General features: G+C 74.4%; 23 protein-coding genes. 14 read left to right on the top strand and 9 right to left on the bottom strand.

Annotation, left to right across the window (positions count from 1 at the left end; all coding sequences use genetic code 11):
- Positions 1–115: 115 nt before the first annotated feature.
- From ACZ4W5_RS02810 to ACZ4W5_RS02780, 7 genes are all read right to left on the bottom strand, one after another.
- Entirely contained in the window at positions 116–886 is a 771-nt protein-coding gene (locus ACZ4W5_RS02810) for a class I SAM-dependent methyltransferase (RefSeq protein WP_465652363.1), read from the bottom strand.
- Between the two features lie 45 nt (positions 887–931).
- Complete coding sequence (locus ACZ4W5_RS02805) at positions 932–1,735, bottom strand: sugar phosphate isomerase/epimerase family protein (RefSeq protein ID WP_360227625.1); 804 nt, start codon at positions 1,733–1,735, stop codon at positions 932–934.
- A gap of 615 nt (positions 1,736–2,350) precedes the next feature.
- Positions 2,351–3,313, bottom strand: coding sequence for a Ppx/GppA family phosphatase (locus ACZ4W5_RS02800; protein WP_402482073.1), 963 nt, complete (start codon positions 3,311–3,313; stop codon positions 2,351–2,353).
- A gap of 121 nt (positions 3,314–3,434) precedes the next feature.
- Positions 3,435–4,289, bottom strand: a complete 855-nt coding sequence (locus ACZ4W5_RS02795) for a glycerophosphodiester phosphodiesterase (RefSeq protein WP_465652360.1) — start codon at positions 4,287–4,289, stop codon at positions 3,435–3,437.
- A 158-nt stretch (positions 4,290–4,447) separates the two neighbouring features.
- On the bottom strand, positions 4,448–5,767 hold the full coding sequence (locus tag ACZ4W5_RS02790; RefSeq protein ID WP_465652358.1) for an SUKH-4 family immunity protein: 1,320 nt from the start codon (positions 5,765–5,767) through the stop codon (positions 4,448–4,450).
- A 270-nt stretch (positions 5,768–6,037) separates the two neighbouring features.
- Positions 6,038–8,806 (bottom strand): toxin glutamine deamidase domain-containing protein, encoded by a 2,769-nt coding sequence (locus ACZ4W5_RS02785; protein WP_465652356.1) that lies wholly within the window; start codon positions 8,804–8,806, stop codon positions 6,038–6,040.
- 57 nt (positions 8,807–8,863) lie between these two features.
- Positions 8,864–9,334: a hypothetical protein gene (locus ACZ4W5_RS02780; protein ID WP_360225831.1), complete on the bottom strand. Its 471-nt coding sequence runs from the start codon at positions 9,332–9,334 to the stop codon at positions 8,864–8,866.
- A gap of 429 nt (positions 9,335–9,763) precedes the next feature.
- Between ACZ4W5_RS02780 and ACZ4W5_RS02775 the strand changes: the two genes are divergently transcribed.
- Positions 9,764–10,585: a DUF3109 family protein gene (locus ACZ4W5_RS02775; RefSeq protein WP_360227622.1), complete on the top strand. Its 822-nt coding sequence runs from the start codon at positions 9,764–9,766 to the stop codon at positions 10,583–10,585.
- Positions 10,586–10,641: 56 nt separating this feature from the next.
- On the opposite strand, the gene ACZ4W5_RS02770 is transcribed toward ACZ4W5_RS02775, so the two are convergent.
- Positions 10,642–11,811, bottom strand: a complete 1,170-nt coding sequence (locus ACZ4W5_RS02770) for an NADH-quinone oxidoreductase subunit D (RefSeq protein ID WP_360225829.1) — start codon at positions 11,809–11,811, stop codon at positions 10,642–10,644.
- Positions 11,808–12,824: an SAM-dependent methyltransferase gene (locus ACZ4W5_RS02765; protein WP_465652353.1), complete on the bottom strand. Its 1,017-nt coding sequence runs from the start codon at positions 12,822–12,824 to the stop codon at positions 11,808–11,810. The genes ACZ4W5_RS02770 and ACZ4W5_RS02765 overlap by 4 nt, the downstream gene beginning before the upstream one ends.
- Positions 12,825–12,953: 129 nt before the next feature.
- Between ACZ4W5_RS02765 and ACZ4W5_RS02760 the strand changes: the two genes are divergently transcribed.
- From ACZ4W5_RS02760 to ACZ4W5_RS02700, 13 genes are all read left to right on the top strand, one after another.
- Positions 12,954–14,183, top strand: a complete 1,230-nt coding sequence (locus ACZ4W5_RS02760) for a sensor histidine kinase (RefSeq protein ID WP_465652351.1) — start codon at positions 12,954–12,956, stop codon at positions 14,181–14,183.
- A gap of 25 nt (positions 14,184–14,208) precedes the next feature.
- Positions 14,209–14,898 carry a response regulator gene (locus ACZ4W5_RS02755; protein ID WP_402482062.1) on the top strand — a complete coding sequence of 230 codons (690 nt, stop codon included), beginning with the start codon at positions 14,209–14,211 and terminating at the stop codon, positions 14,896–14,898.
- 87 nt (positions 14,899–14,985) lie between these two features.
- Positions 14,986–15,933, top strand: a complete 948-nt coding sequence (locus tag ACZ4W5_RS02750) for a Rossmann-like and DUF2520 domain-containing protein (RefSeq protein WP_360225817.1) — start codon at positions 14,986–14,988, stop codon at positions 15,931–15,933.
- Positions 15,933–16,838, top strand: coding sequence for a pantoate--beta-alanine ligase (gene panC, locus ACZ4W5_RS02745; RefSeq protein WP_465652348.1), 906 nt, complete (start codon positions 15,933–15,935; stop codon positions 16,836–16,838). The genes ACZ4W5_RS02750 and panC overlap by 1 nt, the downstream gene beginning before the upstream one ends.
- Before the next feature lie 51 nt (positions 16,839–16,889).
- Positions 16,890–17,339 (top strand): aspartate 1-decarboxylase, encoded by a 450-nt coding sequence (gene panD / locus ACZ4W5_RS02740; protein ID WP_360225811.1) that lies wholly within the window; start codon positions 16,890–16,892, stop codon positions 17,337–17,339.
- Positions 17,340–17,354: 15 nt separating this feature from the next.
- The gene (locus ACZ4W5_RS02735) at positions 17,355–19,028 is read left to right on the top strand and encodes an L-aspartate oxidase (RefSeq protein WP_360225809.1); all 1,674 of its coding nucleotides are present in this window, start codon (positions 17,355–17,357) and stop codon (positions 19,026–19,028) included.
- A gap of 4 nt (positions 19,029–19,032) precedes the next feature.
- On the top strand, positions 19,033–20,001 hold the full coding sequence (nadC, locus tag ACZ4W5_RS02730; RefSeq protein ID WP_465652345.1) for a carboxylating nicotinate-nucleotide diphosphorylase: 969 nt from the start codon (positions 19,033–19,035) through the stop codon (positions 19,999–20,001).
- Between the two features lie 73 nt (positions 20,002–20,074).
- The gene (locus ACZ4W5_RS02725; protein ID WP_360225803.1) at positions 20,075–20,860 is read left to right on the top strand and encodes a type III pantothenate kinase; all 786 of its coding nucleotides are present in this window, start codon (positions 20,075–20,077) and stop codon (positions 20,858–20,860) included.
- Between the two features lie 172 nt (positions 20,861–21,032).
- Entirely contained in the window at positions 21,033–21,782 is a 750-nt protein-coding gene (locus ACZ4W5_RS02720; RefSeq protein WP_465652343.1) for a hypothetical protein, read from the top strand.
- A 103-nt stretch (positions 21,783–21,885) separates the two neighbouring features.
- Entirely contained in the window at positions 21,886–23,442 is a 1,557-nt protein-coding gene (gene lysX / locus ACZ4W5_RS02715; protein ID WP_465652341.1) for a bifunctional lysylphosphatidylglycerol synthetase/lysine--tRNA ligase LysX, read from the top strand.
- 249 nt (positions 23,443–23,691) lie between these two features.
- The gene (locus tag ACZ4W5_RS02710) at positions 23,692–24,156 is read left to right on the top strand and encodes a BlaI/MecI/CopY family transcriptional regulator (protein ID WP_465652339.1); all 465 of its coding nucleotides are present in this window, start codon (positions 23,692–23,694) and stop codon (positions 24,154–24,156) included.
- A gap of 9 nt (positions 24,157–24,165) precedes the next feature.
- On the top strand, positions 24,166–24,702 hold the full coding sequence (locus ACZ4W5_RS02705; RefSeq protein ID WP_387618514.1) for an amino-acid N-acetyltransferase: 537 nt from the start codon (positions 24,166–24,168) through the stop codon (positions 24,700–24,702).
- Between the two features lie 91 nt (positions 24,703–24,793).
- A complete protein-coding gene (locus ACZ4W5_RS02700) occupies positions 24,794–25,144 on the top strand; it encodes a histone-like nucleoid-structuring protein Lsr2 (protein ID WP_360225788.1) in 351 nt (116 codons plus the stop codon).
- The last annotated feature ends 462 nt before the right edge of the window (positions 25,145–25,606 follow it).

Below are 25,606 nucleotides of genomic sequence, written 5' to 3'. Positions count from 1 at the left end.
GGCCGGCGGACGGCGCGTCCGCGATGCGGGCAGTCGGGGCGGGGCCCCGACGCAGCGGCAGGACGGCGGACGTACGGGCCCCCGGGCGGCGGACCGGCGGACCGGCGGCTCGCGGTCAGGCCGGCTTGACGGCCACGGTGAGGTCCAGGCTGAACGGTTCTGCGACCACGCCGTCCGGGAACTCGACGGCCATCGCCTCCCGCTCGGCGGCCAGCACCGGGGCGCGCTCCTCCGGGCTGAGCGAGGCCAGGTAGGAGCGGGAGGTCAGGTCGGTGAGCACGTGCTCGACGGTGACCTGCCGCTCCCAGTGCAGCACCGTCCGCTCGACCACCAGGCCGGCCGGGGCGAAGTGCCGGGTGTGGCCGCTGATCCCACCGTAGCCGCGGTAGCGGCCGGGCAGCGCGGCGGCCAGCCGCTCGGCCCGGGCCCGGACCCACGGCACGGTCTCGTCGTGCAGGTTCCACCAGGTGGCCAGGGCGCCGCCCGGCCGCAGCACCCGGAGCGCCTCCGGGATGGACCGCTCGGGCCTGGTCCAGTGGAAGGCCTGGGCGTAGCCGATCAGGTCGGCGGAGGCGTCGTGGAAGGGCAGGTCGTCGCCCGTCCCGCGGACCACCGGCAGGGCCGGCGAGGAGGCCAGGAACTGAGCGGCCATGCCGTCGCTGGGCTCGACCGCGACGACCTCGGCGCCCCGGGCGGCCAGCAGCCGGGTGGCGATGCCCGTCCCGGCGCCGACGTCCAGGACCCGGGCGCCCTTGAGGCCGCGGCCCCAGAGCCGCTCCACCGCGTCGAACAGCTCGTCGGGGTAGCCGGGGCGGCCCTGGTCGTACTCGGCGGCGACCGCGCCGAAGCTCATGGCGAGTTCCCGGTATTCCCGATCCTCCGTCATGTATCCCCCTCCGAGCGGAAGTTCGGGCCCGGCCGGGCCCGGTGCTCAGCGTACGCGCGAGGGGGTGGCGAGGTGCAAGCGGGTGAAGGCGAGGGCCTCGGCCAGGTCGGCCTCGCGTTCGGCGGGGGACGCGGAGCGGCGGGTGTTGACCTCCAGCACCACATGGCCGTCGAAGCCGGTGCGGGCGAGGTGCTCCAGCAGTTCGGCGCAGGGCTGCTTGCCCCGGCCGGGGATCAGGTGCTCGTCCTTGCCGGAGCCGCTGCCGTCGGCCAGGTGGACGTGGGCGAGCCGGTCGCCCATCCGCTCGACCATCTCGAAGGCGTCGATCCGGGAGGTGGCGACGTGCGAGAGGTCGATGGTGAAGTGCCGGTACTCCTCCTCGGTGACGTCCCAGCCGGGGGCGTAGGCCAGCACCTCGCGGTCGCGGTAGCGCCACGGGTACATGTTCTCGACGGCGAAGCGGACGTCGGTCTCGCCCGCCATCCGGTTGATGCCCTCGACGAACTCGCGGGCGTACTGCCGCTGCCAGCGGAACGGCGGGTGCACCACGACGGCGCCGGCGCCGAGCTTCTCGGCCGCCGCCCGGGCCCGGACCAGCTTGGTCCACGGGTCGGTGGTCCAGACCCGCTGGGTGATCAGCAGGCAGGGGGCGTGCACGGCCAGGATCGGCAGCTGGTGGGCGTCGGAGAGGCGGCGCAGCGCCTCCAGGTCCTGGCTGACCGGGTCGTTCCAGACCATCACCTCGACCCCGTCGTAGCCGAGCTTGGCGGCCAGCTCGAAGGCGACGGCGGTGCTCGCCGGGTACACCGAGGCGGTGGACAGCGCGACCTTGGTGTCCGGGATGTGCAGGGTCGGGTGCTGGGGCAGCACCAGCCGGTCGGTGGTGCGCAGCAGCGGCGGGCGGGCGGCGTCGCGCTTGGCGGCCTTCACCGAGCGGACGGACTGGACGGCGGCCTTGGCGGCGCCGGCGGCCCGGGCGGTGCGGGTCTCCTTGGGCGGCTGCCCGGCGGTCCCGGTGGCGGCCTTACGGGCCGTGCTCCGCTTGGTCGGGGTCTTCGCGGTCTTCGCGGTATTGCCGGTCTTCGCGGTCTTCGCGGTGGTCGGCTGCTCGCTCTGCTTCCGCTCGGCGGCCGTGGCCTTCTTCGCGGTGCGTCGGCCCGCCTCGACGGCCTCGGCCCCCTTGGCCGCCTTGGCGCTCTTGGCAGCCTTGGCAACCTTGACCTTGGCGACCTTGGCCACCTTGCCGGCCTGTGCCGCGGTGGCGCCCTTGACCGCCTTGCCGAGACCGGCCTTGCCGAGCCGGCCGCGCGGGCCGGCCGACCGCGGCTGCCCGTCCGCTCCGGGAGCGCGGCCCTCCTGCGTTCCGTCCTCGCCCGCTGGTTGCACCACGGGAGACAGCGTAAGCGGAGCGCGCCCCGAACGGGGGCGGACGCCCGGCGGAGTGACCGCCGGCACGCTCCCCCGCTACTGGGTGAGCGCGGGGCGGCGCCGGTCGGCGGGGCTGTCCATGGCGTCCAGCTCGCGCAGGATGATGCCCTCGCGCAGGGCCCACGGACAGACGTCCAGCTCGTCCAGGCCGAACAGGTCCATCGCGGCGTCCGCGACCAGGGCCCCGGCCAGCAGTTGCTTGGCCCGGCCCTCGGAGACCCCGGGGATCTGCGCGCGCTCGGCGACGGTCATCGTGGACAGCCGCGGCAGCCAGGCGGCGAGCCCGCTGCGGGTGAGCCGGCGCTCGGCGTACGGGCCGGCGTCGGCGGGGGCGGCGCCGGTCATCCGGGCCAGTTGCTTGAAGGTCTTGGAGGTGGCGACGGCGTGCTGCGGCGCCCCGAGCCGGGAGATCTCGCCGACCACGTTGGCGATCTCGGCGCGGACGTGCCGTCTCAACTCGCGCAGCGCGTCCGGTTCGGCGACGTCCCCGGGCAGCCAGCGGGCGGTCAGCCGCCCGGCGCCGAGCGGCAGCGAGCAGGCGACGTCCGGCTGCTCGTCCAGGCCGCAGGCGATCTCCAGGGAGCCGCCGCCGATGTCCAGGTTGAGCAGCCGGCCCGAGGACCAGCCGAACCAGCGCCGGACGGCCAGGAAGGTGAGCCGGGCCTCGTCCTGCCCGGAGAGCACCCGCAGTTCGATCCCGGTCTCGGCGGCGACCCGGCGCAGCACCTGCTCGCCGTTGGCGGCCTCGCGGACGGCCGAGGTGGCGAACGGCAGGATGTCGACCACGCCCTTGTCCTCGGCGACCCGCAGCGAGGAGGCGATGTGGCCGATCAGCCGGTCGACGCCGGCCTCGCTTATCGCACCGGAACCGTCGAGCAGTTCGGCCAGGCGCAGTTCGGCCTTGTGCGAGTACGCGGCCAGCGGGGCGGCACCCGGATGGGCGTCCACCACGAGGAAGTGGACCGTGTTGGAACCTACGTCGAGCACACCGAGTCGCATAACTCTCCACGCTACGCGATCCGGCCCTGGAGGAGATCGGTTGTGACCGTATTCGCGCTGGTCCAGGTCGTTCCCGACCGTTCCGGGTGCGATCGGTGGGTGCTCCCCGACCGCCGTGCGCTCAGTGGCCGCGCGGGCCGGCCCGGCGCTCGGTGCGGCAGTTGGCGTCCACCCAGCGGCGGGCCGGGCCCGGGGTGTCGGTGATCAGCCCGTCGGCATCCCGGGCGGTCATCAGCTGCCAGGCCTCGTCGCCGTCCAGCGTCCAGACGTAGACCTCGCGTCCGGCCTTGCGCTCGGCCGCGATCCGGGCGGCAGTGGCCAGGCCCGCGTCCAGGGCGATGCCGTCCAGTTTGAGGTCCCCCGGGTCCTCGGCGATCCCGCCGCTCTGGATCAGCACCACCGGCAGGGCGGGGGCCACCGCGTGGGCCTGGCGCAGGTTGGCGACCGAGAAGGAGTAGAGCACGATGTGCGCCCGGCTGCCGGCCGCCATCCGGGCGATCCGGACGACGTCCTCGGGGCGCTGCCACTTGAGCTCCATCAGCAGCGTGGCGCTGCTGGTGGAGAGCCGCGCGAGCAGTTCCTCCAGGGTCGGGACGGGCTGGGCGCCGCCCGGGCCGACGGTCACCCGCAGGGCGGCGACCTGGGCGGCGGTCAGGTCCGCGACGGCGCCCTTGCCGTTGGTGGTGCGGTCCACGGTCGGGTCGTGCATCAGCACCGGGACGCCGTCCCGGGTGGTCTGCACGTCGGTCTCCAGCCAGTCCGCGCCCTGCTTGAGGGCGGTCTCGAAGGAGGCCATGGTGTTCTCGGGCGCGTTGAACGGCGCACCCCGGTGCCCGATCACCACCGGGGACGCGCACACCGGCGGCGCGGCGGGCGAGCGGGCCTGCAACGCGGGACCGGCGGAGGCGCACCCGGCGGCCAGGACCGCGAGCGCGGCGAGGACGGCCGTCTGGGCGGCGCGGGGCGGGGCGGTCACGGCTCGGTGCTCCGGTTTCGGTCGCTCGGGGTCGGCTGGTACGGGTCATACGCGGTCATCTGATCCTTTGATCCTTCTGACAGCCCCGCACCGACGTCCGGTTCCCCGGTCCACCGGGATCGCCGGGATCGGCCGGTTCGCCACGGCCCGCGGCCGGATCAGAGCAGGCCGTCCCACAACTGTTCCACGATGACGGCCCACCAGTTCTCCGGATCGCCGTAGACCGTACCGTCCAGCTCCGCCAGCCCCCGCTGCAGGGCGTCCACCGCCGTGCCCGCCGCGGCCGGGTCCAGCCCGGGCAGGGTCGGCCACCAGCCGGCGAACAGCTCCAGGCAGCGGACGAAGGCCCGCAGGTCGGCGTTGCAGTGACGGGCCGTCGCGTAGTCCGGGTCCACCGCCCGGACGGCGCCGTCCGCCGGGTCGAGGGTGATCAGCGCCCAGCCGTCCGTCCCCAGCACCAGCTGCCCGGCCGCCGCCGTCCGCTCCCGCTCGGCCACCCGGGTGCCGCGGCCGAGCGCGGCGAGGTACGGCGCGAGCGGGGGCAGCACGGTGCCCGGGCGGGAGCCGTCCGCGATCGCCTCAGCGCCCGGGTGGTGCAGCGCGAAGAAGCCGTCCACCGCCTTCGGCAGCCCGACCGCCAGCAGCAGCGCCGCCGCCTCCCCGGGCAGCTCGGCGCGCACCACGTCCGCCGGATCGAAGCGCTGGACGCCCGCCGGACCGAACCGCTCGGCCAGCCGCTGCGCCAGGGCGGCGTCCGGCTCCGCCGGCAGCGGCGGCACCGCCCGCGGGAACGGCACCCGGTTGCGCCCCGGCCCGTCCGGCACGTCCGGCCCGGCGTGCCCGGCGTGCCCGGCGGCCAACTCCCGTACGGCGGCGGCCCGGTGGTCGAAGCGCGGGCCGTACGGCAGGTCGAAGTCCAGCCGGACGTGCGGCAGTTCGGCCGCCAGCGCGTACGACCAGTAGCCGCCGGGCAGGGCCGCCATCCGCAGGTCGGTCCGCACCGCCAGCACGTCCTCCGCCGCGACGCCCCGCTCCCGCAGCCACCACCAGCCGCGCAGCGCCGGATGCGGCAGCCCGGCCGCCGAGCGCAGCGCCAGCGCGCGGGTGGCGCCGGTGCCGTCCCGGTAGGTCAGCTCGGCCCGGGCGCCCCAGCCGGTGGCCGGCGGCCGGGTCGGGTCGTGGCCGCCCGCGCCGACGAAGTCCCGGTAGAGCCCGACCACTTCCTCCACCGGAACCGACGGCCAGACCGTGAACCGCCCGCTCTCCCGGTCCACCACGGCGCACGCGGCCCCGACCTCCTCGGGCGCCCGCCGCTCCCCCGTCCGCGGGTCCACCTCCACCCGCGGCGGCTCCGCCCAGACCACCCACCCCAGCTCGAACTCGTGCGCGCACACCCGCCGCGCCACCCCGGCTCCCTGCGGCAGATCCCCGTTGATCCACCGGTGCCCCGCCTCCACCGCCTGCGCCCGTGCGATCACCCGTACACCCCCGTCGTCGAATCGGACCCCATCATCGTCCAGCCCCGATCATCCAGCCCCGATCGGCCACCGGGGGAATCCGCCGAAGGAGGACGCCGGTACCGCTCCCGCCCGACCGGAGCCTCCGGAGGGACGGTGAGCGCAACACCCCTGACGAGGACCGCCCGACCGGGATCCCCGGGCACGGCCGCTCCGTCGGCGCGGGAAGTCGGCCGAACCGGCTTCCCACGCGAACCCGATGGCGTGCCAGGAACGGGTGACACCAGGAGCTCAGGCCGCCACCAGGTCCAGGGGACGGCCCTCCGGGTTCAGGGCGATGGCCCAGAGGCCCTGGGTGGCGGGGTGGAGGGGGGCGGGGCCGCGGCGGGCGAGCTGGTGGTCGAGGTAGGTGACGGTGTCCCGGTGGTTGACGGCGTTCCAGGCGTGCGGGCGGCCGTAGGCGTCCAGGGTGAGCAGCACGGCCTGGGCGCCGTGCCCGGCCCGGCGGAGTTCGGCGGCGAGGCGGGTGAAGGCCTGGCCGCCGTCGCCGAGGTCGCGGAAGGGGGCGCCGAGTTCGCGTTCGGCGCGGTCGCGGCCGCCGCGTTCACCGGCGTCGCCCTCGGTGGGGATGCGCGGGGCCGCGCAGGTGGGGCGGCCGGTGTAGGTGTCGACGGCGGAGAGGGCGATCTCCAGGCTGTTGTTGGCCCGGCCGGCTTCGCGGTGGCCGCCCGCGTTGACGGCCTCGGCCCAGCCGCCGGCCGCCGGGTCGGGGTGGCGGGCGGGCAGGTCGTCCTGGTCGCGGGGCACCCGGCGTTCGAGTTCGGCCTGGTGCTGGGGGTCGACCGGGCCGAGCCCGCCGGGCCGTCCGTACGGGCGGCTGTCGGCGATGGTGCGCGGTCGGGGTTCTTCGGGGCCGTCGGCGAGCGGGCCGCGGCGGGCGCGCAGGGCGAGTTGGAGGGCCATCGCGTGGGCGGTGGCGACCGGGACGGCGCCCCAGGCGAGGGTCGGGTCGGCGAGGGCCGCGGCGGTGTCCCGGCGGCGGCCGTCGGGGTGGTGGGGCTCGGGCCGGCCGATGACCGGGGTGGTGCCGACGATCGGCGGCTCGGCCGGCGGCGGGGGTGCGGTGGCCGGGCCGTGGGTTCCGGCCGGGGTGCGGGGCGCGCCGGGCTGCGGTCCGGCGGCCACCGGGGCACCGACGACGGGCGCGCCGACGACAGGCGTCCCGGCCACGGGCGCGCCGGCTACGGGCGTACCGGCCACCGGCGTACCGGCCGCGACGCCGCCGGGCGCACCCGCCCCGACGCCGCTGCCGAAGGGCGCGGCCGGGTGCGCCGGGTATCCGCCGCCCACGGCGAGCGGGCCGGGCCCGACAGTGCCGATCGGGCCCGCCACCGGGTAGCCGCCCGGGTAGGCCGGTGTCCCGAACGGCCCGGGCGCACCGACCACGCCGACCACACCGACCGGCCGGACGACCGGGGGCGCGTCCGGCGCCGGGCTGTAGCCGGGTCCGCCGGTGGAGGGCGCGGCGACGGGCGCGGGCGGCGCGGCCACGGAGTCGGTCCGTACGGTCACCGGCACGCTGCCGCCACCGCCGCCTCCCCCGGTGTGCGTGGGCGCCTGGAGCGGGTAGTCCCCGTCCGACCAGGCCGCCGCCACCGCCGAGCCGCCCTGGTGGGCGGGGGCCGCCGCCCGGACCGACGGCCCGTCGTCCCGGGCGGGCGGCGACCAGTCGGCGGCCGCGGCCACGGCCCGGTGCGAGCCGCCGTACGAGGGGCCGGTGGCCGCGGCGGCCGGGTCGGCCGTCGGTGCCGAGGACGGGGCGGCCGTGGGGTCCGCGTTGGGCGACGCCACGGCGAGCACGGACGGGACCACCGGCGCGACGGCCTGGTCCACCGTCGGCAGCACCCCCGCCCCCTTCGGGTCGCCGCCGGGGGCCTTCCGGTCCCGCGGGTCGGTCAGGTCGGCGAGCGGCAGCCCGTGCAGGTCCTTCCCGGCCTGGTCGGTGAGCACCGGCTGCCCGTGCTCGTCGAGCCGGACGGCCAGGTCGGCCACCCCGACCACCGGCTTGCCGTCCGCTCCGGTCACCACCAGCAGCCCGGCGGCGTCGGCCACCGGTGTGCCGTCGGAGCGCAGGATGACCGGCTTGCCGTCCGCGCCGAGGACGGGCTGCCCGTGGGCGTCGAGCGCGACGCTGAGGCCGGGCACGCCGACCAGCGGCCTGCCGTCCTTCCCGGAGAGCACGACCAGTCCGGTGCCGTCCTTGCCGAGCACGCCCGGTTCGCGGAGGGCCGCGGGCAGTCCGGCGGCGAGCGGGTCGAAGCCGCCCGCGGTGCGGTAGGAGGCGGTGGTGACGCCGGGCGTGGCGGTGGTGCCGAGGCGCAGCAGGGCGACGGCGGAGGGGTCCTTGAGCGCGGTGGCCAGGGCGTCCTTCATGCTGCGGCCGAGTTCGGCGAGCAGTCCGGCGATCTTGAGGGCTGCGGTCTCCACCGCCACGGCCTCGATGCCCGCCGCGACCTGGCCGGCGGCGGCGTTCCTGACGCCGTCCGCGAAGCCGGCGACGGACTTCGCCAGCCCGCCGAACACCCCGGTCCGCCCCGTCTGCCCCGCCTGGTCCGCCTGGCCCGCCTGGTCGGCGGTGCGGGCCACCTCGGCCGCGGTCTGCTGGACCTTGGCGGCCTGCTCCCGGGCCTGCTGGAGCTCGGCGGCCAGGTTCCGCAGGGTGGCGATGATCTCGGCCTTGCAGCCGTCGACGTCCTTCGCGGCGGTGTCGAAGGCGGCGGCGACCAGCCCGACGGCGGTGTGGGCATCCGGCAGCCGGCCCTTGCCGCCGTCGCTGTAGGTGCGCCAGTACGCGGTGAAGGAGTCGACGGCGTGGCCGGAGTTGTCGGCGGCCACCCGCTGGACGGACTCGCCGCCCCGGCGGGTGATCCGTTCGGCCTCGGCGGCGAACTCCCGCCAGTGCGCGGCCGCCTTGCGCAGGGCCTCCTCGTCGGCCTGCGGCCACGGGTGGCCGGTCCTGGCCAGGAGCGGGACCAGTTCCTCGGGCAGTTTCCGGGACACGCGCTTCTTCCCCCTTCGAGCCGGGCCGTTCAGACCGACGTGTTCAGACCGACGTGTTCAGACCGACATGTCCTGGGGGACGGCCGGTGCCGCCCCCGGGGTTGCTCCGGTGCCCGAAGTCGTCGGCGGGCCCTGGTACACGGCGGGCCGGGCGACCGCCCCCGGGGCGGCTCCGGCCGGTCCGGTGGTCGCGCCGAAGCCGTCCGCCGTCGAGGTGTCGGTGTCGGTGGTCCGCTCGGCCATGCTGTGCAGTCCGGCCCCGACCTTGCCCAGTTGGCCGGCCAGGGCTTTCAGCCCGCCGAGGAGTTCACCGTGCGCCGGGCCGTAGACGGCGGCGAAGGCGCTGCCCGGCTGGTCGGCGCCCCAGGGCGTGCCGAGTGCGGCCAGGTCCTTCTCCAAGGTGCCCACGGCCTTGCCGAGTTCGCGTCCGAGCTTCTCGAACTCCCGCCCCTCGCCGTGGAGTTCCCACGGCTTGAGGGCGAACCCGGTGCCGTCACCGTCGGACCTGCCGGTGCTGCCGCCTGCCATCCCGTACCTCCCCGTAGCGGACCGCGGCCGCCATCCTAGGGCGTGTCTTGTGGATCAGGTCGGACCAGACCGCGGCGTCAGGGTGCGTGCATCGCAAGGCGGAGGAGGGAGTCCATGCGGTGGGGGCACCTCCCGGCCGAAGGCTGGGGGCCATCGGCGACCGACGACAACGCGGCGAGGTGCGTGCCCTGGCGTCGCGGGCCTGGCCTGATCCACAAGACACGCCCTAGGCACGCGCCCGGCCCCGCAGGCGCCCACGGCCGGACCTCTTCACCCCGCCTTCACCGCGTCCCGGGCGCGCGCCGGGCGTCGTCCACCGGTCCGTACGCCCCCGCGAAGCTCTACCCTTGCCGGGTGGCACCAGCAGAAACGTCCAAGAAGAAGACCAAGGCGAAGCCCCCGGCCGCCCCCGCTCCCGTCGACCTCGCGATGCCGACCCTGCGCCGCGAGATCCCGCGCGACGAGGTCCCGCTCGACTTCCCGCGCGCCTGGGTCGAGTTCGCCGACCCCGCCGACGAGGAGCAGGTCTTCCGCTGCGACCTGACCTGGCTGACCTCCCGCTGGTCCTGCGTCTTCGGCCAGGGCTGCCACGGCATCCGCGAGGGCCGCGGCGAGTCGGACGGCTGCTGCACGCTGGGCGCCCACTACTCGGACGAGGACGACGAGAAGCGCGTCCTCGGCCACGCGGCCCGGCTGACGCCCGAGCTGTGGGAGAACTTCGCCGAGGGCACCGACGCCAAGGGCCGGATCCGCTCCGACGGCGGCGTGACCATGCTGGACGAGGACGGCGACCGCCAGACCCGCCGGGTCAACGGCGCCTGCATCTTCGTGAACAGCCCGGACTTCGCGGGCGGCGCCGGCTGCGCCCTGCACGCGCTGGCCCTCAAGGAGGGCCGCGAGCCGCTGGAGACCAAGCCGGACGTCTGCTGGCAGCTGCCGGTCCGCCGCACCTACGACTGGATCGACCGCCCCGACGACACCCGCTACCTCCAGGTGACGATCGGCGAGTACGACCGCCGCGGCTGGGGCCCGGGCGGCCACGACCTGCACTGGTGGTGCACCGGGGCGCCGGCCGCGCACCAGGGCGCGGTGCCGGTGTACGTCAGCTACCGCCCCGAGCTCACCGAGCTGATGGGCCGCGAGGCGTACCAGGTGCTGGCCCGGCTCTGCGAGGAGCGGATCGCCACCAAGGGCGACCGCAGGGTGGCCCCGCACCCGGCGGACCCGGTCAGGAAGCCGAAGAAGGACTGACCCCGCCCGCCGGTACCGGCACACCCCCGGTACCGGCGCACCCCCTGGGTACCTGCCTACTTGTCGATGTCGCCGACCACGAAGAACATCGACCCGAGGATCGCCACCATGTCGGCGACCAGCGTCCCGGGCAGCAGCTCGGTCAGCGCCTGGATGTTGTTGAAGGACGCCGAGCGCAGCTTGAGCCGCCACGGCGTCTTGTCACCGCGCGAGACCAGGTAGTAGCCGTTGATCCCGAGCGGGTTCTCGGTCCACGCGTAGGTGCTGCCCTCGGGCGCCTTGAGCACCTTGGGCAGCCGCTGGTTGACCGGGCCGGGCGGGAGGGTGGCGAGCTTGTCGAGGCAGGCGTCGGCGAGGTCCAGCGAGTTGCCGGTCTGCTCCAGCAGGCATTCGAAGCGGGCGAGGCAGTCGCCCTCCTCGCGGGTGACGACGGTGAGCACCTGCCGCAGCTCCTCGGAGCCGTACGCGAGGTAGGGCTCGTCGCGGCGCAGGTCGAAGTCGAGGCCGCTGGCCCGGGCGATCGGGCCGCTGACCCCGTACGCCTGCGCCTGGGCCGCGGTGAGCACGCCGACGCCGGCGGTGCGGGCGCGGAAGATCTCGTTGCCGAGGACGAGGTCCTCGAAGACCGGCAGCTGGGAGCGGACGGTGGCGACGGCGGCGCGGACCCGGCCGAGCCAACCGGCCGGGAGGTCCTCCTTGAGGCCGCCGACCCGGTTGAACATGTAGTGCATCCGGCCGCCGGAGGCCTCCTCCAGCACGTGCTGGAGGTCCTCGCGGCCGGTGAAGGCGTGGAAGATCGGGGTGATCCCGCCGAGTTCCAGCGGGTAGGAGCCGAGGAACATCAGGTGGTTGAGCACCCGGTTGAGCTCGGCGAGCAGGGTGCGGATCCACACCGCCCGCTCGGGGACCTCCATGCCGAGCATCCGCTCGACGCCGAGCACCACGCCGAGTTCGTTGGAGAAGGCGGAGAGCCAGTCGTGCCGGTTGGCCAGCATGATGATCTGCCGGTAGTCACGGGCCTCGAACAGCTTCTCCGCGCCGCGGTGCATGTAGCCGATCACCGGCTCGGCGGTGACGATCCGCTCGCCGTCGAGCAGCAGCCGCAGCCGCAGCACGCCGTGGGTGGCCGGGTGCTGCGGGCCGATGTTGAGCACCATGTCGGTGGTGCCCGCCTCGCCGGTGAAGTTCTCGGCTCCCGCCCCGATGCCGACCGTGGTCTCCCTCATGACCCCAGAGTCTGCCATCCCGGCAGGGCCGCCAGGCTTTCCGGTACCGGCATGCGGACGGCTTGCAGGACCCATCCGAAGCCGCCCAGCCCGGCCGGGTCGGTGAGTTCGGCCCCCTCCCCGGCGCCGCTCAGGGCCCGCAGGTAGCCGGCCGGGTCGGTGGAGGCGAGCGCCAGCGGCGGGCGTCCGCCGCTGACCCCGAGCGCGCGCAGGGCCTCGCGCTGCGTCGTCCACAGGCTGTGGAGACCGGGGACGGCGACGGCGTCCAGCGCGACGTGCGCGGTCACGTCGCAGGAGCCGTCCGGCACCGGGGCCACCTCCCGGCCGTCCCGGAAACCGGTGAAGGTCCCGAACGGCGGCCGCCGCCCGGCCGTGTGCCCGTAGTCGACGGCGACGGCCAGTCCGCGCTCCAGCCCGGCCACCGCCCGGGCCCAGGCGGCGTCCCGGGGCGCCCCGAACTCCACCACCTCCCCGGGCTCGACGACCGGCCACCAGCGCTCGGCCCAGGCCGCGTCGGCCGCCGAGACGGGTTCGCCGAGGCGCTCCTCACCGGTCGCGGTGTCCACCTCGCGGTAGCGCAGCACGCCGTCCCCGTCGACCTCCCCGGCGTCCAGCGGCACGTTGTCCAGCCACTCGTTGGCGAACAGCAGCCCGGTCGCCCCGCGCGGCGGCTCCGTCGTCCACAGGGCTGTGGACGGAAGCCCGGCGGGCCGCTCGGCGAGCTCCACGCCGTACGGGCGCAGCCGCGCGAGCACCGGCCCGGGCAGTTCGGCCAGCACCCCGGCCAGCAGTTCGCCGCGCCCGGCCCCGACGTCGACCAGGGCCAGCTCCTCCGGACGGCCGAGGGCCTCGTCAACCTCCAGCAGCAGCCGGGCCACCGCACGGGCGAACCTCGGCGAGGCGTGCACCGAGGTCCGGAAGTGCCCGGCCGGGCCCTCCGGCCTGCGGTAGAAGCCGCCGTCCCGGTCGTACAGGGCCCGTTCCATGGCGGGCGCCCACCGCATCCACGTCATGGGCCGGGACGCTACCCGGCGGCGCGCGGCCCCTTCCAACCGGAGCGGGGCCGTCTCCGACCTACGGAGTAGGACGGATCGCCCTACCGGCGGACCTGGGCACCTCGTACGACTGCCTAGGCTGGACACGTGCATCGACTCAACGCCTGGCTCCGCCGTCACCCCATGGTGGTCGACGCCGTCTGGGCGTCGTTCGTGCTCTTCTTCGCCCTGGTGTCCGACAGCTCCTCCGGCAGCGGCTGGCTCCTCAACACGCAGATCCTGATCGCGGTGCTGCTGCCGCTGCTGATGGTCTTCCGCCGGCGCTTCCCCGACGTCACCGTCGCCGCCGCCACCGGCGTCGGCCTCGGCCAGGTCGCCGCCGACATCGACCCGGGCGCCTCCTCCATCGCCTACCTGGTGTTCGCCTACACCGGCGCCGCCTTCGGCCAGAAGTGGACCTCCCGGCTCGCCCTGCTCGCCGGGCTCTCCGCCGGTCCGCTGGCGTTCTGGCGGATGCACCTGGTGAAGACGTCCACCACCGACCACACCGGGGTCTACGTCTCCCGCCCGTACGGCTTCGCCGAGGCGGCGCTGGTCACCGTGCTGATGAGCACCCCGTTCATCCTCTGCTGGGCCTGGGGCCGGCTGACCAGGGTGCGGCGGGCCTACCTGACCGAGCTGGAGGACCGCGCGGCCCGGCTGGAGCGCGAACGGGACGCCCAGGCCAAGGTCGCGGTCGCGGCCGAGCGGGCCCGGATCGCCCGCGAACTGCACGACGTGGTCGCGCACAACGTGTCGGTGATGATCGTCCAGGCGGACGGCGCCGCCTACGTGCTGGACAACTCCCCGCAGCAGGCGAAGGAGGCGCTCGGCACGATCGCCTCCACCGGACGGCAGGCGCTGGTCGAGATGCGCCGCCTGCTGGGCGTGCTGCGCACCGCCGACACCGCCGAGGAGTACGTCCCGCAACCGGGCGTCGAGGAGCTGCCCGACCTCCTGGAGCAGGTCCGCACGGCCGGGCTGGAGGTCGACTACGCGACCTCCGGGCACCCGCGCGAACTCCCCCGCGGGGTCGAGCTGACGGTCTACCGGATCGTCCAGGAAGCGCTCACCAACGTCCGCAAGCACGGTGGCCCCGACGTGCACGCCCGGGTCGCGGTCGACTTCGGCGAACGGGAGCTGGCCGTCCTGGTGGAGGACGACGGCCGCGGCAGCACCGACGAACAACTGGCCGCCGGCGGCACGGACGGTCTGGGCCACGGCCTGATCGGCATGCGCGAGCGGGTCGGCATGGTCAGCGGCAGCCTCGACGTGGGCCCCCGCCCCGGCGGCGGCTTCCGGATCCGCGCCGTCCTCCCGCTCAAGGCGGCGCACTAACCCCCCGCCCCCCTTAGGAGCCATCTTGACCATCCGCGTGATGCTCGTCGACGACCAGGAGCTGCTGCGCACCGGCTTCCGGATGATCCTCCAGTCGCAGGGCGACATCGAGATCGCCGCCGAGGCGGGCGACGGCGCCCAGGCCCTGGACCTGCTGCGGCACACGCAGGTGGACGTGATCCTGATGGACGTCCGGATGCCGCGCCTGGACGGGGTGCAGGCGACCCGCCGGATCTGCCTGGCCGAGGACGGCAGTCCGCTGCCGAACGCCCCGCACGTGCTCATCCTCACCACCTTCGACCTGGACGAGTACGCCTTCGCCGCGCTCAAGGCCGGGGCCAGCGGCTTCCTGCTCAAGGACGTCCCGCCGACCGAGCTGGTGGCCGCGATCCGCGCGGTGCACGGCGGGGACGCCGTGGTCGCCCCGACCACCACCCGGCGGATGATCGACCGCTTCGCCGAGGTGCTGCCGACCCCGCACAGCGCGCCCGGCTCGGACGTCCTGGACCCGCTCACCGAGCGCGAGCGGGAGGTGTTCCTGCTGGTCGCCCAGGGCCTGTCGAACGGCGAGATCGCGGCCCGGCTGGTGCTCTCCGAGGCCACCGTGAAGACCCACGTCGGCCGGATCCTGGCCAAGCTGGGGCTGCGCGACCGGGTCCAGGCGGTGGTGCTGGCGTACGAGGCCGGGCTGATCCGGGCCGGGGCGTCCGACTAGGTCCGCCCGCCGGGGCCGCCCGTACACTGGGGCGGTACGTCCGGTACCCGACGCGGACCGGAACGGTCATTCAGGACAAGGGTGGACATGGATTCGTCCGACTTCGCCGACTTCGGAGAGTTCGCCCCGCTCGCCGACGGCCTCGGCGACCCCAGCAGCCGACCGGCCCGGCTCGCCGTCGGCGTGGTCGGCACCGGCCGGGTCGGCCCCGCGCTGGGCGCCGCCCTGCAGCTCGCCGGGCACACCGTGGTCGCCGCCTCCGGGGTGTCCAGCGCCTCCCGCCGCCGCGCCGAGTCCCTGCTGCCGGGCGTGCGGATCGTCACCCCGCCGCAGGTGATGGCCGCCGCCGACCTGGTGCTGCTGACCGTCCCGGACGACGCGCTCGCCGACCTGGTGGCCGGACTGGCCGCCACCGGGGCGGTCCGCCCCGGCCAGCTGCTGGTGCACACCTCCGGCGCCCACGGCGTCGGCATCCTGGAGCCCGCCACCCGGGCCGGGGCGCTGCCGCTGGCCCTGCACCCCGCGATGACCTTCACCGGCACCTCGGTGGACCTCGCCCGGCTGGCCGGCTGCCCCTTCGGGGTGACCGCCCCCGAGGAGCTCCGGCCGGTCGCCGAGGCGCTGGTGGTGGAGATGGGCGGCGAGCCCGAGTGGGTGCCCGAGGAGGTCCGCCCGCTCTACCACACCGCCCTCGCCCACGGCGCGAACCACCTGGTCACTCTGGTCGCCCAGGCGATGGACCTGCTGCGCACGGCCGGCGTCGCCGAGCCCGGCCGGATGCTCGGCCCGCTGCTCGGCGCCGCCCTGGACAACAGCCTGCGCTCCGGCGACGCGGCCCTCACCGGCCCGGTCGCCCGGGGCGACGCGGGCACCGTACGGCGCCACCTGGCGCAGCTCAGTACGGTGTCCCCGGACATCCCGGCGGCCTACCGGGCGATGGCCCGCGCCACCGCGCAGCGGGCGCTCGCCAACGGGACGATCGACGACGCGTCGGCGGCGGCACTGCTGGACGTACTGAACGAGGAGAAGCACTGATGGCACGCGGGAAGCAGCCGAGCAAGCCCCAGCGGGCGCCGAAGGTCCACCGGGCCGTCGTCACCCACACCGTGGACGACTTCGAGGCCGCGTTCTGGCCGGACGAGAGCCCGGTGGACAACGCCGTGGTGATGACCATGGGCGCCCTGCACGAGGGCCACGCCGCGCTGATCCGGGCCGCCCGCAAGCAGGTCGGCCGGGAGGGCCGGGTCGCGGTCACGGTCTTCGTCAACCCGCTGCAGTTCGGCCCGACCGAGGACCTGGAGCGCTACCCGCGCACCCTGGACGCCGACGTGAGGCTGGCCGAGGAGAACGGCGCCGACGTGGTGTTCGCGCCGTCCGTCGAGGAGGTCTACCCGAACGGCGAGCCGCAGGTGCGCCTGGCGGCCGGCCCGATGGGCGAGCGCTTCGAGGGCGCCACCCGGCCCGGCCACTTCGACGGGGTGCTGACCGTCGTCGCCAAGCTGCTGCACATCACCGACCCGGACTTCGCGTTCTTCGGCGAGAAGGACGCCCAGCAGCTGGCGCTCATCCAGCGGATGGTCGCCGACCTGGACTTCGACGTCGAGGTCGTCGGCGTGCCGACCGTCCGCGAGGAGGACGGCCTGGCGCTGTCCTCGCGCAACCGCTACCTCTCCGAGGAGGAGCGCACCCGCGCCCTCGTCCTGTCCAAGGCCCTGTTCGCCGGCCGGGACGTCGCCGCGCAGGGCCCGAAGGCCGTGCGCGAGGCCGCCTCGGCCGTCCTGGACGGCGCCGAGGGCGTCACCCCCGACTACCTCGCCCTGATCGACCCGCACGACTTCTCGGAGGCGGCGGACGACTTCCAGGGCGAGGCGGTGCTGGCCGTCGCCGCGAAGGTGGGCTCGACCCGCCTGATCGACAACGTCCGCATCATCGTCCGGTAGTACCGCAGTCAGAACCCCTCAGGCATGCACTCACAGGAGGCGTGACCCGCAATGCTCCGCACCATGCTCAAGTCCAAGATCCACCGGGCCACCGTGACCCAGGCCGACCTGCACTACGTCGGCTCGGTCACGGTGGACGAGGACCTGCTCGACGCCGCCGACCTGCTCCCCGGCGAGCTGGTCCACATCGTCGACATCAACAACGGCGCCCGGCTGGAGACGTACACCATCGCCGGCCCGCGCGGCACCGGCGTGATCGGCATCAACGGCGCCGCCGCCCGCCTGGTCCACCCGGGCGACCTCGTCATACTCATCGCCTACGGGCAGATGGACACGGCCGAGGCCAAGGGCTACGAGCCGAAGGTCGTCTTCGTGGACGAGCACAACCGGATCACCGGCTTCGGCGGCGACCCCGCCGAGGCACCGGAGGGCAGCGGACTGCTGCGCGGGGACACGGCGTACCGTGACGAGGACGGCGCGGCCACCGCGGCCACGCGCTGAAGGAGCCACTGAGCCATGTCCGTTACGCATCGCCTCACCGCCCCGAGCCCCGGGTGGACCGCCACCACCGACGTGGTCGTGGTCGGCTCCGGGGTGGCCGGTCTCACCGTCGCCCTCAACGTTCGCAAGGCCGGCCTGCGGGTCCTGGTGGTCACCAAGGCCGTGCTGGACGAAGGCTCGACCCGCTGGGCCCAGGGCGGCGTCGCGGCCGCCCTGGGTGAGGGGGACACCCCCGAGCAGCACCTGGACGACACCCTGGTGGCCGGCGCCGGCGTCTGTGACGAGGAGGCCGTCCGTACCCTGGTCACCGAGGGCCCGGACGCCGTCCGCCGGCTGATCGCCACCGGCGCCCTGTTCGACCGGGGCGAGGACGGCGAGATCCTGCTGACCCGCGAGGGCGGCCACCACCGCCGCCGGATCGTGCACGCGGGCGGGGACGCGACCGGCGCCGAGATATCGCGCGCCCTGGTCGCCGCCGTCCGCACCGACCCCGGCATCGAGCTGATCGAGCACGCGCTCGTCCTCGACCTGCTGACCGACGCCGAGGGCCGCACCGCCGGGCTGACCCTGCACGTGATGGGCGAGGGCCAGCGCGACGGCGTCGGCGCCGTCCGGGCCCGCGCGGTGGTGCTCGCCACCGGCGGCATGGGCCAGGTCTTCTCCGCCACCACCAACCCGGCGGTCTCCACCGGCGACGGCGTGGCACTGGGCCTGCGGGCCGGCGCCGCCGTCACCGACCTGGAGTTCGTCCAGTTCCACCCCACCGTGCTCTGGCTGGGCCCGGACGCCGAGGGCCAGCAGCCGCTGGTCTCCGAGGCGGTCCGCGGCGAGGGCGCCCACCTGGTGGACGCGGACGGCGTGCGCTTCATGGTCGGACAGCACGAGCTGGCCGAACTCGCCCCGCGCGACGTCGTCGCCAAGGCCATCACCCGGCGCATGCAGGAGCAGGGCGCCGAGCACATGTACCTGGACGGGCGGCACTTCGGCGCCGAGATGTGGGAGCACCGCTTCCCCACCATCCTCGCCTTCTGCCGCGCCCACGGCATCGACCCGGTCACCGAGCCGATCCCGATCGCCCCGGCCGCGCACTTCGCCTCCGGCGGCATCCGCACCGACCGGCACGGCCGTACCAGCGTCCCCGGCCTGTACGCCTGCGGCGAGGTCGCCTGCACCGGGGTGCACGGCGCCAACCGGCTGGCCTCCAACTCGCTGCTGGAGGGCCTGGTCTTCGCCGAGCGGATCGCCGCCGACCTGGCGGGGCTGCACGCGGCCGGCGAGCTGCCCGAGCGCACGGTGGACGTCGCCGCGGCGCGGGCCGCGCACCCGGTGCCGCTGCCGGGCTCCGAGGCCCGGGCCGAGATCCAGCGGCTGATGTCGCGGGGCGCGGGGATCCTGCGCTCGGCCGCCTCGATGGCCGACACCGCGGCCGGACTGGCCCTGATCGCCGAGCAGGCCCGCTGCCACGTGGCCGAGGAGAAGCCGGCCGACCCCCGGGTGGAGACCTGGGAGGCGGCCAACCTGCTGCTGGTCGCCACGGCGCTGGTCGCGGCCGCCGCGCAGCGCGAGGAGACCCGCGGCTGCCACTGGCGCGAGGACTTCCCCGAGCGCGACGACGCCCACTGGCGGCGCCACCTGATCACCACCCTCGCCGCCTCCGGCGACCCCGTCAGCACCCCCGAGGAGCAGTAGAACCATGACCCACGCGCACGAGGAACTCCCCCTGGCCGAGCAGGGCGGCTGCGGCGACGGCTGCGCCTGCGGGGACGGCGAGGGCTACGAGACCGGCCTGGACCCGCAGCTGGCCGAGCTGCTGGAGGAGGCCGGGCTGGACCCGATCGAGGTCGAGGACATCGCCACCCTGGCGCTGGCCGAGGACCTGGCCGGCGGCGAGGACGTCACCTCGGTGGCCACCGTGCCCGCCGACGCGGTCGCCACCGCCGACTTCACCGCCCGCCAGGCCGGTGTGGTGGCCGGCCTGCGGGTCGCCGAGGCGGTCGTCTCGCTGGTCTGCGAGGAGGAGTTCGAGGTCGAGCGGCACGTCCAGGACGGCGACCGGGTGGAGGCCGGCCAGGTGCTGCTGTCGGTCCGCTCGCGCACCCGCGACCTGCTGACCGCCGAGCGCAGCGCGCTCAACCTGCTCTGCCACCTGTCCGGCATCGCCACCGCGACCCGGGCCTGGGCGGACGCCCTGGAGGGCACCGGCGCGGTCGTCCGGGACACCCGCAAGACCACCCCGGGCCTGCGCGCCCTGGAGAAGTTCGCGGTCCGCTGCGGCGGCGGTGCCAACCACCGGATGGCGCTCTCGGACGCCGCCCTGGTGAAGGACAACCACGTGGTCGCCGCGGGCGGCGTGGCCGAGGCCTTCCGGGCCGTCCGGGCCGCGTACCCGGAGCTGCCGGTCGAGGTCGAGGTGGACGAGCTGGCGCAGATCCCCCCGGTGCTGGACGCCGGCGCGGACCTGATCCTGCTGGACAACTTCACCGTCGAGCAGTTGAAGGAGGCCGTCGCGCTGGTGGCCGGCCGGGCGAAGCTGGAGGCCTCCGGCGGACTGACCCTGGCCGACGCGCGCGAGGTCGCCCAGACTGGTGTCGACTACCTGGCCGTGGGCGCGCTGACCCACTCCTCGCCGATCCTGGACATCGGCCTGGACCTGCGCGCCTGACCGTCAGACCGTCACCGTCAGACCGAGAGCGGTTCCTGCCCCGATCCCGTCCCGACTCGCAGAAAGCGTTCCCGTGCTCCTCACCATCGACGTCGGCAACACCCAGACCACGCTCGGCCTGTTCGACGGCGAGGAAGTGGTGGAACACTGGCGGATCTCCACCGATCCGCGCCGCACGGCGGATGAACTCGCGGTACTGCTGCACGGGTTGACGGGCAACCGCACCGCGGTCCGGGAGGCCGCGGTGGAGGGCCTGGCGATCTGCTCCTCCGTGCCCGCCGTGCTCCACGAGCTCCGCGAGGTGACCCGCCGCTACTACGGCGACGTCCCCGCGGTGATCGTGGAGCCCGGGGTGAAGACCGGGGTGCACGTCCTGATGGACAACCCCAAGGAGGTCGGCGCGGACCGGATCGTCAACGCGCTGGCCGCCAACCACCTGTACGGCGGCCCGTGCATCGTGGTCGACTTCGGCACCGCGACCACCTTCGACGCCGTCAACGCGCGCGGCGACTACGTCGGCGGCGCGATCGCCCCCGGCATCGAGATCTCGGTCGAGGCGCTCGGCGTCCGCGGCGCCCAGCTGCGCAAGATCGAGCTGGCCCGGCCGCGCAACGTGATCGGGAAGAACACCGTCGAGGGCATGCAGTCCGGCATCCTCTACGGCTTCGCCGGGCAGGTCGACGGCCTGGTCGAGCGGATGGCCCGGGAGCTGGCCAAGGACCCGGACGACGTCCAGGTGATCGCCACCGGCGGGCTCGCCCCCCTGGTCCTCGGCGAGGCCACCACCATCGACGAACACGAGCCCTGGCTGACCCTGATCGGCCTGCGCCTGGTGTACGAGCGCAACCGGCCGAGCTGACCCGGCCCGTCTCCCCGCTGCCCCGCTGCCCCGCACCCCCGGCCACTCGGCCGACCCGGTGGGCGCGGGGCAGCGTCATAGGCGCGGCGAAAGGTTTCTCCAGCGGGCCGACCGAGCGGAATTCCGCGCGACGTTACCGACAAATCGGATATTCCTCACGTAGTGTCAACCCATGCCTACGCCACACGGATCGCGCGGCGGCATGGCCTTCAGCGCCGACGAAGTCCGCGTGCTGCGCCGAGCCCTCGCCCAAGCCCTGCACCCCGCCGTCCCCGTCCACCTCCAGGGGCCCGACCGGACGGCGCTCGCCGGGCCGGGCGCCGAACTGTGGGCGGAGGACGTCCAGGACGCCCTGCGCCTGACCGAGGCGATCGACGAGGCCGTCCAGGAGGGCGGCCGGCTGCGCGCCTTCCTGCTGGCCGACCTCGGCCGCTACCGCGCCGCCCTGCCCGGCAGCGCCGCCGGCTACCTGGAGCGTCTGGAGGAGGCGGTGGCCGACGGCTACCTGCCCGGGCCCGAGGACCTCACCGCCCTGCGCGGGCTGACCCGCCAGCCCTGCGGCCACGGCGAGCGGGCCCGCCGCTCCCGGCTCGCCGGCCGCTGCCACGCGCTGGCCGAGGCCGCCGTCCGCGAGCGCCTGGCGCTCTCCACCGGGCATCCGCGCCACCTGGTGGCCGTACCGAACCCCGCCGCACCACCCAGCAGTCACCCCACCCCTGTAGGAGGACGGATCACGATGAGCAGCACCGACTCCCGGGACTCGCGCCCGGAGCAGCCCGCCGCCGCGCAGACCCCGCCCCGCCCGCACCGGATGCCCACCCCGGCCGAACTGTTCGGCCGCCGCCCCAAGCCTCCGGCCCGGCCCGCCCCGGAGGCCGGGCAGGACGAGGACGAGGTCGAACTCGCCACCGGCACCGGCTGAGCCCGCCCGCACCCGCCCCGGAGGGGAGGCCGTCGATCCGACGGCCTCCCCTCCGGTGTCATCCGGTCGCGGAGCACGGCGTACGGCTGGCTACCCTTGTGGGGTGAGCGATCAGAGCCTTGTCCCCGCGACCGACGACCTTCCCGAGCAGATGCGCGTCCGGCGCGAGAAGCTGGACCGGCTCCGGGCGGCCGGGGTCGACCCGTACCCGGTCGGATTCCCCCGCACCAGCACCATCGCGGACCTGCGTGCCAAGCACCCGGACCTCGAAGCCGACACCGCGACCGGCGAGCGCGTCGGCATCACCGGCCGGGTGATCCTGTCCCGCACCGGCGGCAAGCTGTGCTTCGCCACCCTGCGCGACGGCTCCGGCGACCTCCAGGTGATGCTCTCCCTGGACAAGCTCGGCGCCGAACGGCTGGCGGCCTGGAAGTCCGACATCGACCTCGGCGACCAGGTCGGCGTCGAGGGCGAGGTGATCACCTCCAAGCGCGGTGAGCTGTCGGTGATGGTGGACCGCTGGGAGCTCACCGCCAAGTGCCTGCGCCCGCTGCCGGACAAGCACAAGGGCCTGACCGACCCGGAGGCCCGGGTCCGCCAGCGCTACGTCGACCTGATCGTGAACCCCGAGGCGCGCGAGATCCTGCACCTGCGCAGCAAGGTCGTCCGCTCGATCCGCCGCACCTACGAGGACCGCGGCTACATCGAGGTCGAGACCCCGATGCTGCAGCCGGTGCACGGCGGCGCCAACGCCCGCCCGTTCAAGACGCACATCAACGCGTACGACATCGACCTCTACATGCGCATCGCGCCCGAGCTGTACCTCAAGCGGCTGGTGGTCGGCGGCGCCGAGAAGGTCTTCGAGATCAACCGAAACTTCCGCAACGAGGGCGCGGACTCCACCCACAACCCGGAGTTCACCTCGCTGGAGTCGTACGAGGCCTACGGCGACTACGACACCCAGGCCGAGCTGATCCGCGCGACGATCGTCAACGCCGCCCGGGACGCCCTGGGCACCACGGTGATCAAGGGCGTCGACCCGCACGGCGTGGAGCACGAGATCGACCTGGCCGAGCCGTGGGCGGAGGTCAGCGTCTACCCGGGCATCTCCGCCCACCTGGGCGTCGAGGTCACCCCGGAGACCTCCGTCGAGGAGCTGCGCGCGCTGGCCACCGAGCACGGCATCCCGTTCGAGAAGAACTGGGGCCACGGCCAGATCGTGCTGGAGATGGTGGAGCGCCTGCTGGAGGAGAACGCCGTCCGGCCGACCTTCATCAAGGACTACCCGACCGAGGTCTCCCCGCTGACCCGCCAGCACCGCTCGATCGCGGGCGTGGCCGAGAAGTGGGACCTGGTGATCTTCGGCACCGAGATCGGCACCGCCTACTCCGAGCTGGTCGACCCGGTCGAGCAGCGCGCCCGCCTGACCGCGCAGTCCCTGCTGGCCGCCGGCGGCGACGTCGAGGCGATGCAGGTGGACGAGGACTTCCTGCGCGCCCTGGAGTACGCGATGCCCCCGACCGGTGGCCTGGGCCTCGGCGTGGACCGCCTGATCATGCTGCTGACCGGCAAGAACATCCGGGAGACCGTGCTCTTCCCGCTGGTGAAGCCGGAGCCGAAGGCCTCCGCCGTCGCGGCGGAGAAGACCGAGGAGGAGTGACCTGATGGACTACGTCAGCGCGATCGTGCCACCGCTGGTCATGGCGATCGGCTTCGGATTCCTGGTGCGGGCCATCTTCCGCAGCCAGGGCGGGGCCCAGAAGGCCAAGGAAGACATCGACTGATCGACTGACGCCGTCAGCCGCTGCGAACCACCCGCGCCGCCATTCCCGATTCCCGGGGGTGGCGGCGCGCCGGTTTGGCGCACTTCACAAGATTTGCCCCATTCACTCCCTATCCTGGCCGCACTATGGTCCGGCAACTCGGTGAACTTGAGAACGCCATCATGACCCGGGTGTGGCGGTGGAACCGACCGGTGACGGTTCGCGAGGTTCTCCTGGATCTGCGGTCGGAACGCGAAATCGCGTACACCACGGTGATGACCGTCCTGGACAAGCTGCACAGAAAGGGCTGGTTGCGCCGCGAGCGGGTGGGCCGGGCCTATCGATATGAACCGGTCTCCTCGCGTGAGGCGTACACGGCGGCTCTGATGAACGACGCCTGGGCCACCGGTGACAATCCCGCGGCGGCCCTGGTCCACTTCTTCGGCCTGATGTCGCCGGAGCAGCGCGAGGCCCTCCGGGACGCCTTGCGGGTCGCGGCCTTGTTCCCGCCCGATCCAGCGGCGGATCAGCCCGCCCCGGATTCCCCCGCGGACGGCCCGGATAGCGGCGGAGCGGATACCGGGGAGACCCCGCCGGGCGCGACACGATAACGTCCCGCCATGGAGGTCACCATCCGCCGCGCGCGGACCACGGACGTACGGGCCGTACGCGGGCTCATCGACGCCTACTCGCGCGACGGCATTCTGCTCGACAAGCCCACAGTCACACTGTTCGAATCCGTCCAGGAGTTCTGGGTCGCGGAACGCGACGACAACGGCGCGGTGGTGGCCTGCGGCGCCCTGCACGTGATGTGGGAGGACCTCGCCGAAGTCCGTACGCTGGCGGTCGATCCGTCCTGCCGGGGCTTCGGGATCGGGCACCTGCTGTTGGAGAAGCTGGTGCAGACCGCCCGCTGGCTGGGCGTCCGTCGGATTTTCTGCTTGACGTTCGAGGTTCCGTTCTTCGCGAAACACGGTTTCGTCGAGATCGGGGAGCTCCAGGAAACCGATGATGGTACGACAGACCCGGCGGCGATCGCTACGGATGTCTATGAAGAACTCCTCCGCTCGTACGATGAAGGTGTCGCGGAGTTCCTCGACCTGGAGCGGGTGAAGCCCAACACACTGGGCAACTCGCGCATGCTGCTGCACCTCTGAGCGGCTCCGCGCCGGTCAAGGGTTTGTGTTTTCCGCAGAAAGGCGCTTTCCTTTCCTTAGGCAATGGGTCGTTTAGCGGAAAGGGAAGCCCGTGGCACAGAGGGTGCAGGTCATTCTTGAAGACGATCTCGATGGCGGTTCGGCGGACGAGACGGTGACGTTCGCGCTCGACGGCGTTGCCTACGAGATCGACCTGAAGAGCGCCAACGCGGACAAGCTGCGCGGTCTGCTGGCGCCGTACGTGGAGAAGGGCCGCAAGCAGAGCGGCCGGCTGGCCGGCGCCCGCCGCCCGGGCCGCGCCGCCGCTGCGCGCCCGTCCGGCAGCGCTCCCGACACCGCGAAGGTCCGCGCGTGGGCCAAGGAGCAGGGCATGGAGGTCAACGACCGCGGCCGGGTGCCGAGCACGGTCCGCGAGGCCTACGACAAGGCCAACGCGGCCTGACCCCGGCGCCACCACCGGCCCGCCGGAGCGGATGCGGGGCCCCGGCGGCCGCGTACGGCACCGACAGCACACGCGCGGGGCGCGGAGGTGACACCTCCGCGCCCCGCGGTGCGCACCGGGCCGGCCGCCGCACCGGCGGCCCCGGGGCCCTGGCCGGCCCGGCCGGCCGGGAGCGCGGGCTCGGGCGGCGGAACAATCACGAGCTGTGCAACGCTGTAGGGGCGAAGCGGTAACGCGGACACCCCGGGATGGCGTACGACCGTCCCCGGCCGCCGTCGAACCACCGTCACCGCGGCCGGACTTCTCGCCAGGCGAACACCGCCACCGCGGAAACTGCGCGAGAACCGCCCCGATACCGGGTATGAATGCAGGTGGACGGGTTCTTCGACCCGTCCAGGGGCAGCATGTGCGACCGGCCGAAGAGGGTCCGGCTCCGCCCCGGCGACGCTTGTTCGCCGATGG

The organism is Kitasatospora sp. NPDC029367 (assembly GCF_055569135.1).
Note: the sequence above shows the minus strand (reverse complement) of the source record. Positions and strands in the feature narration are given on the sequence as shown.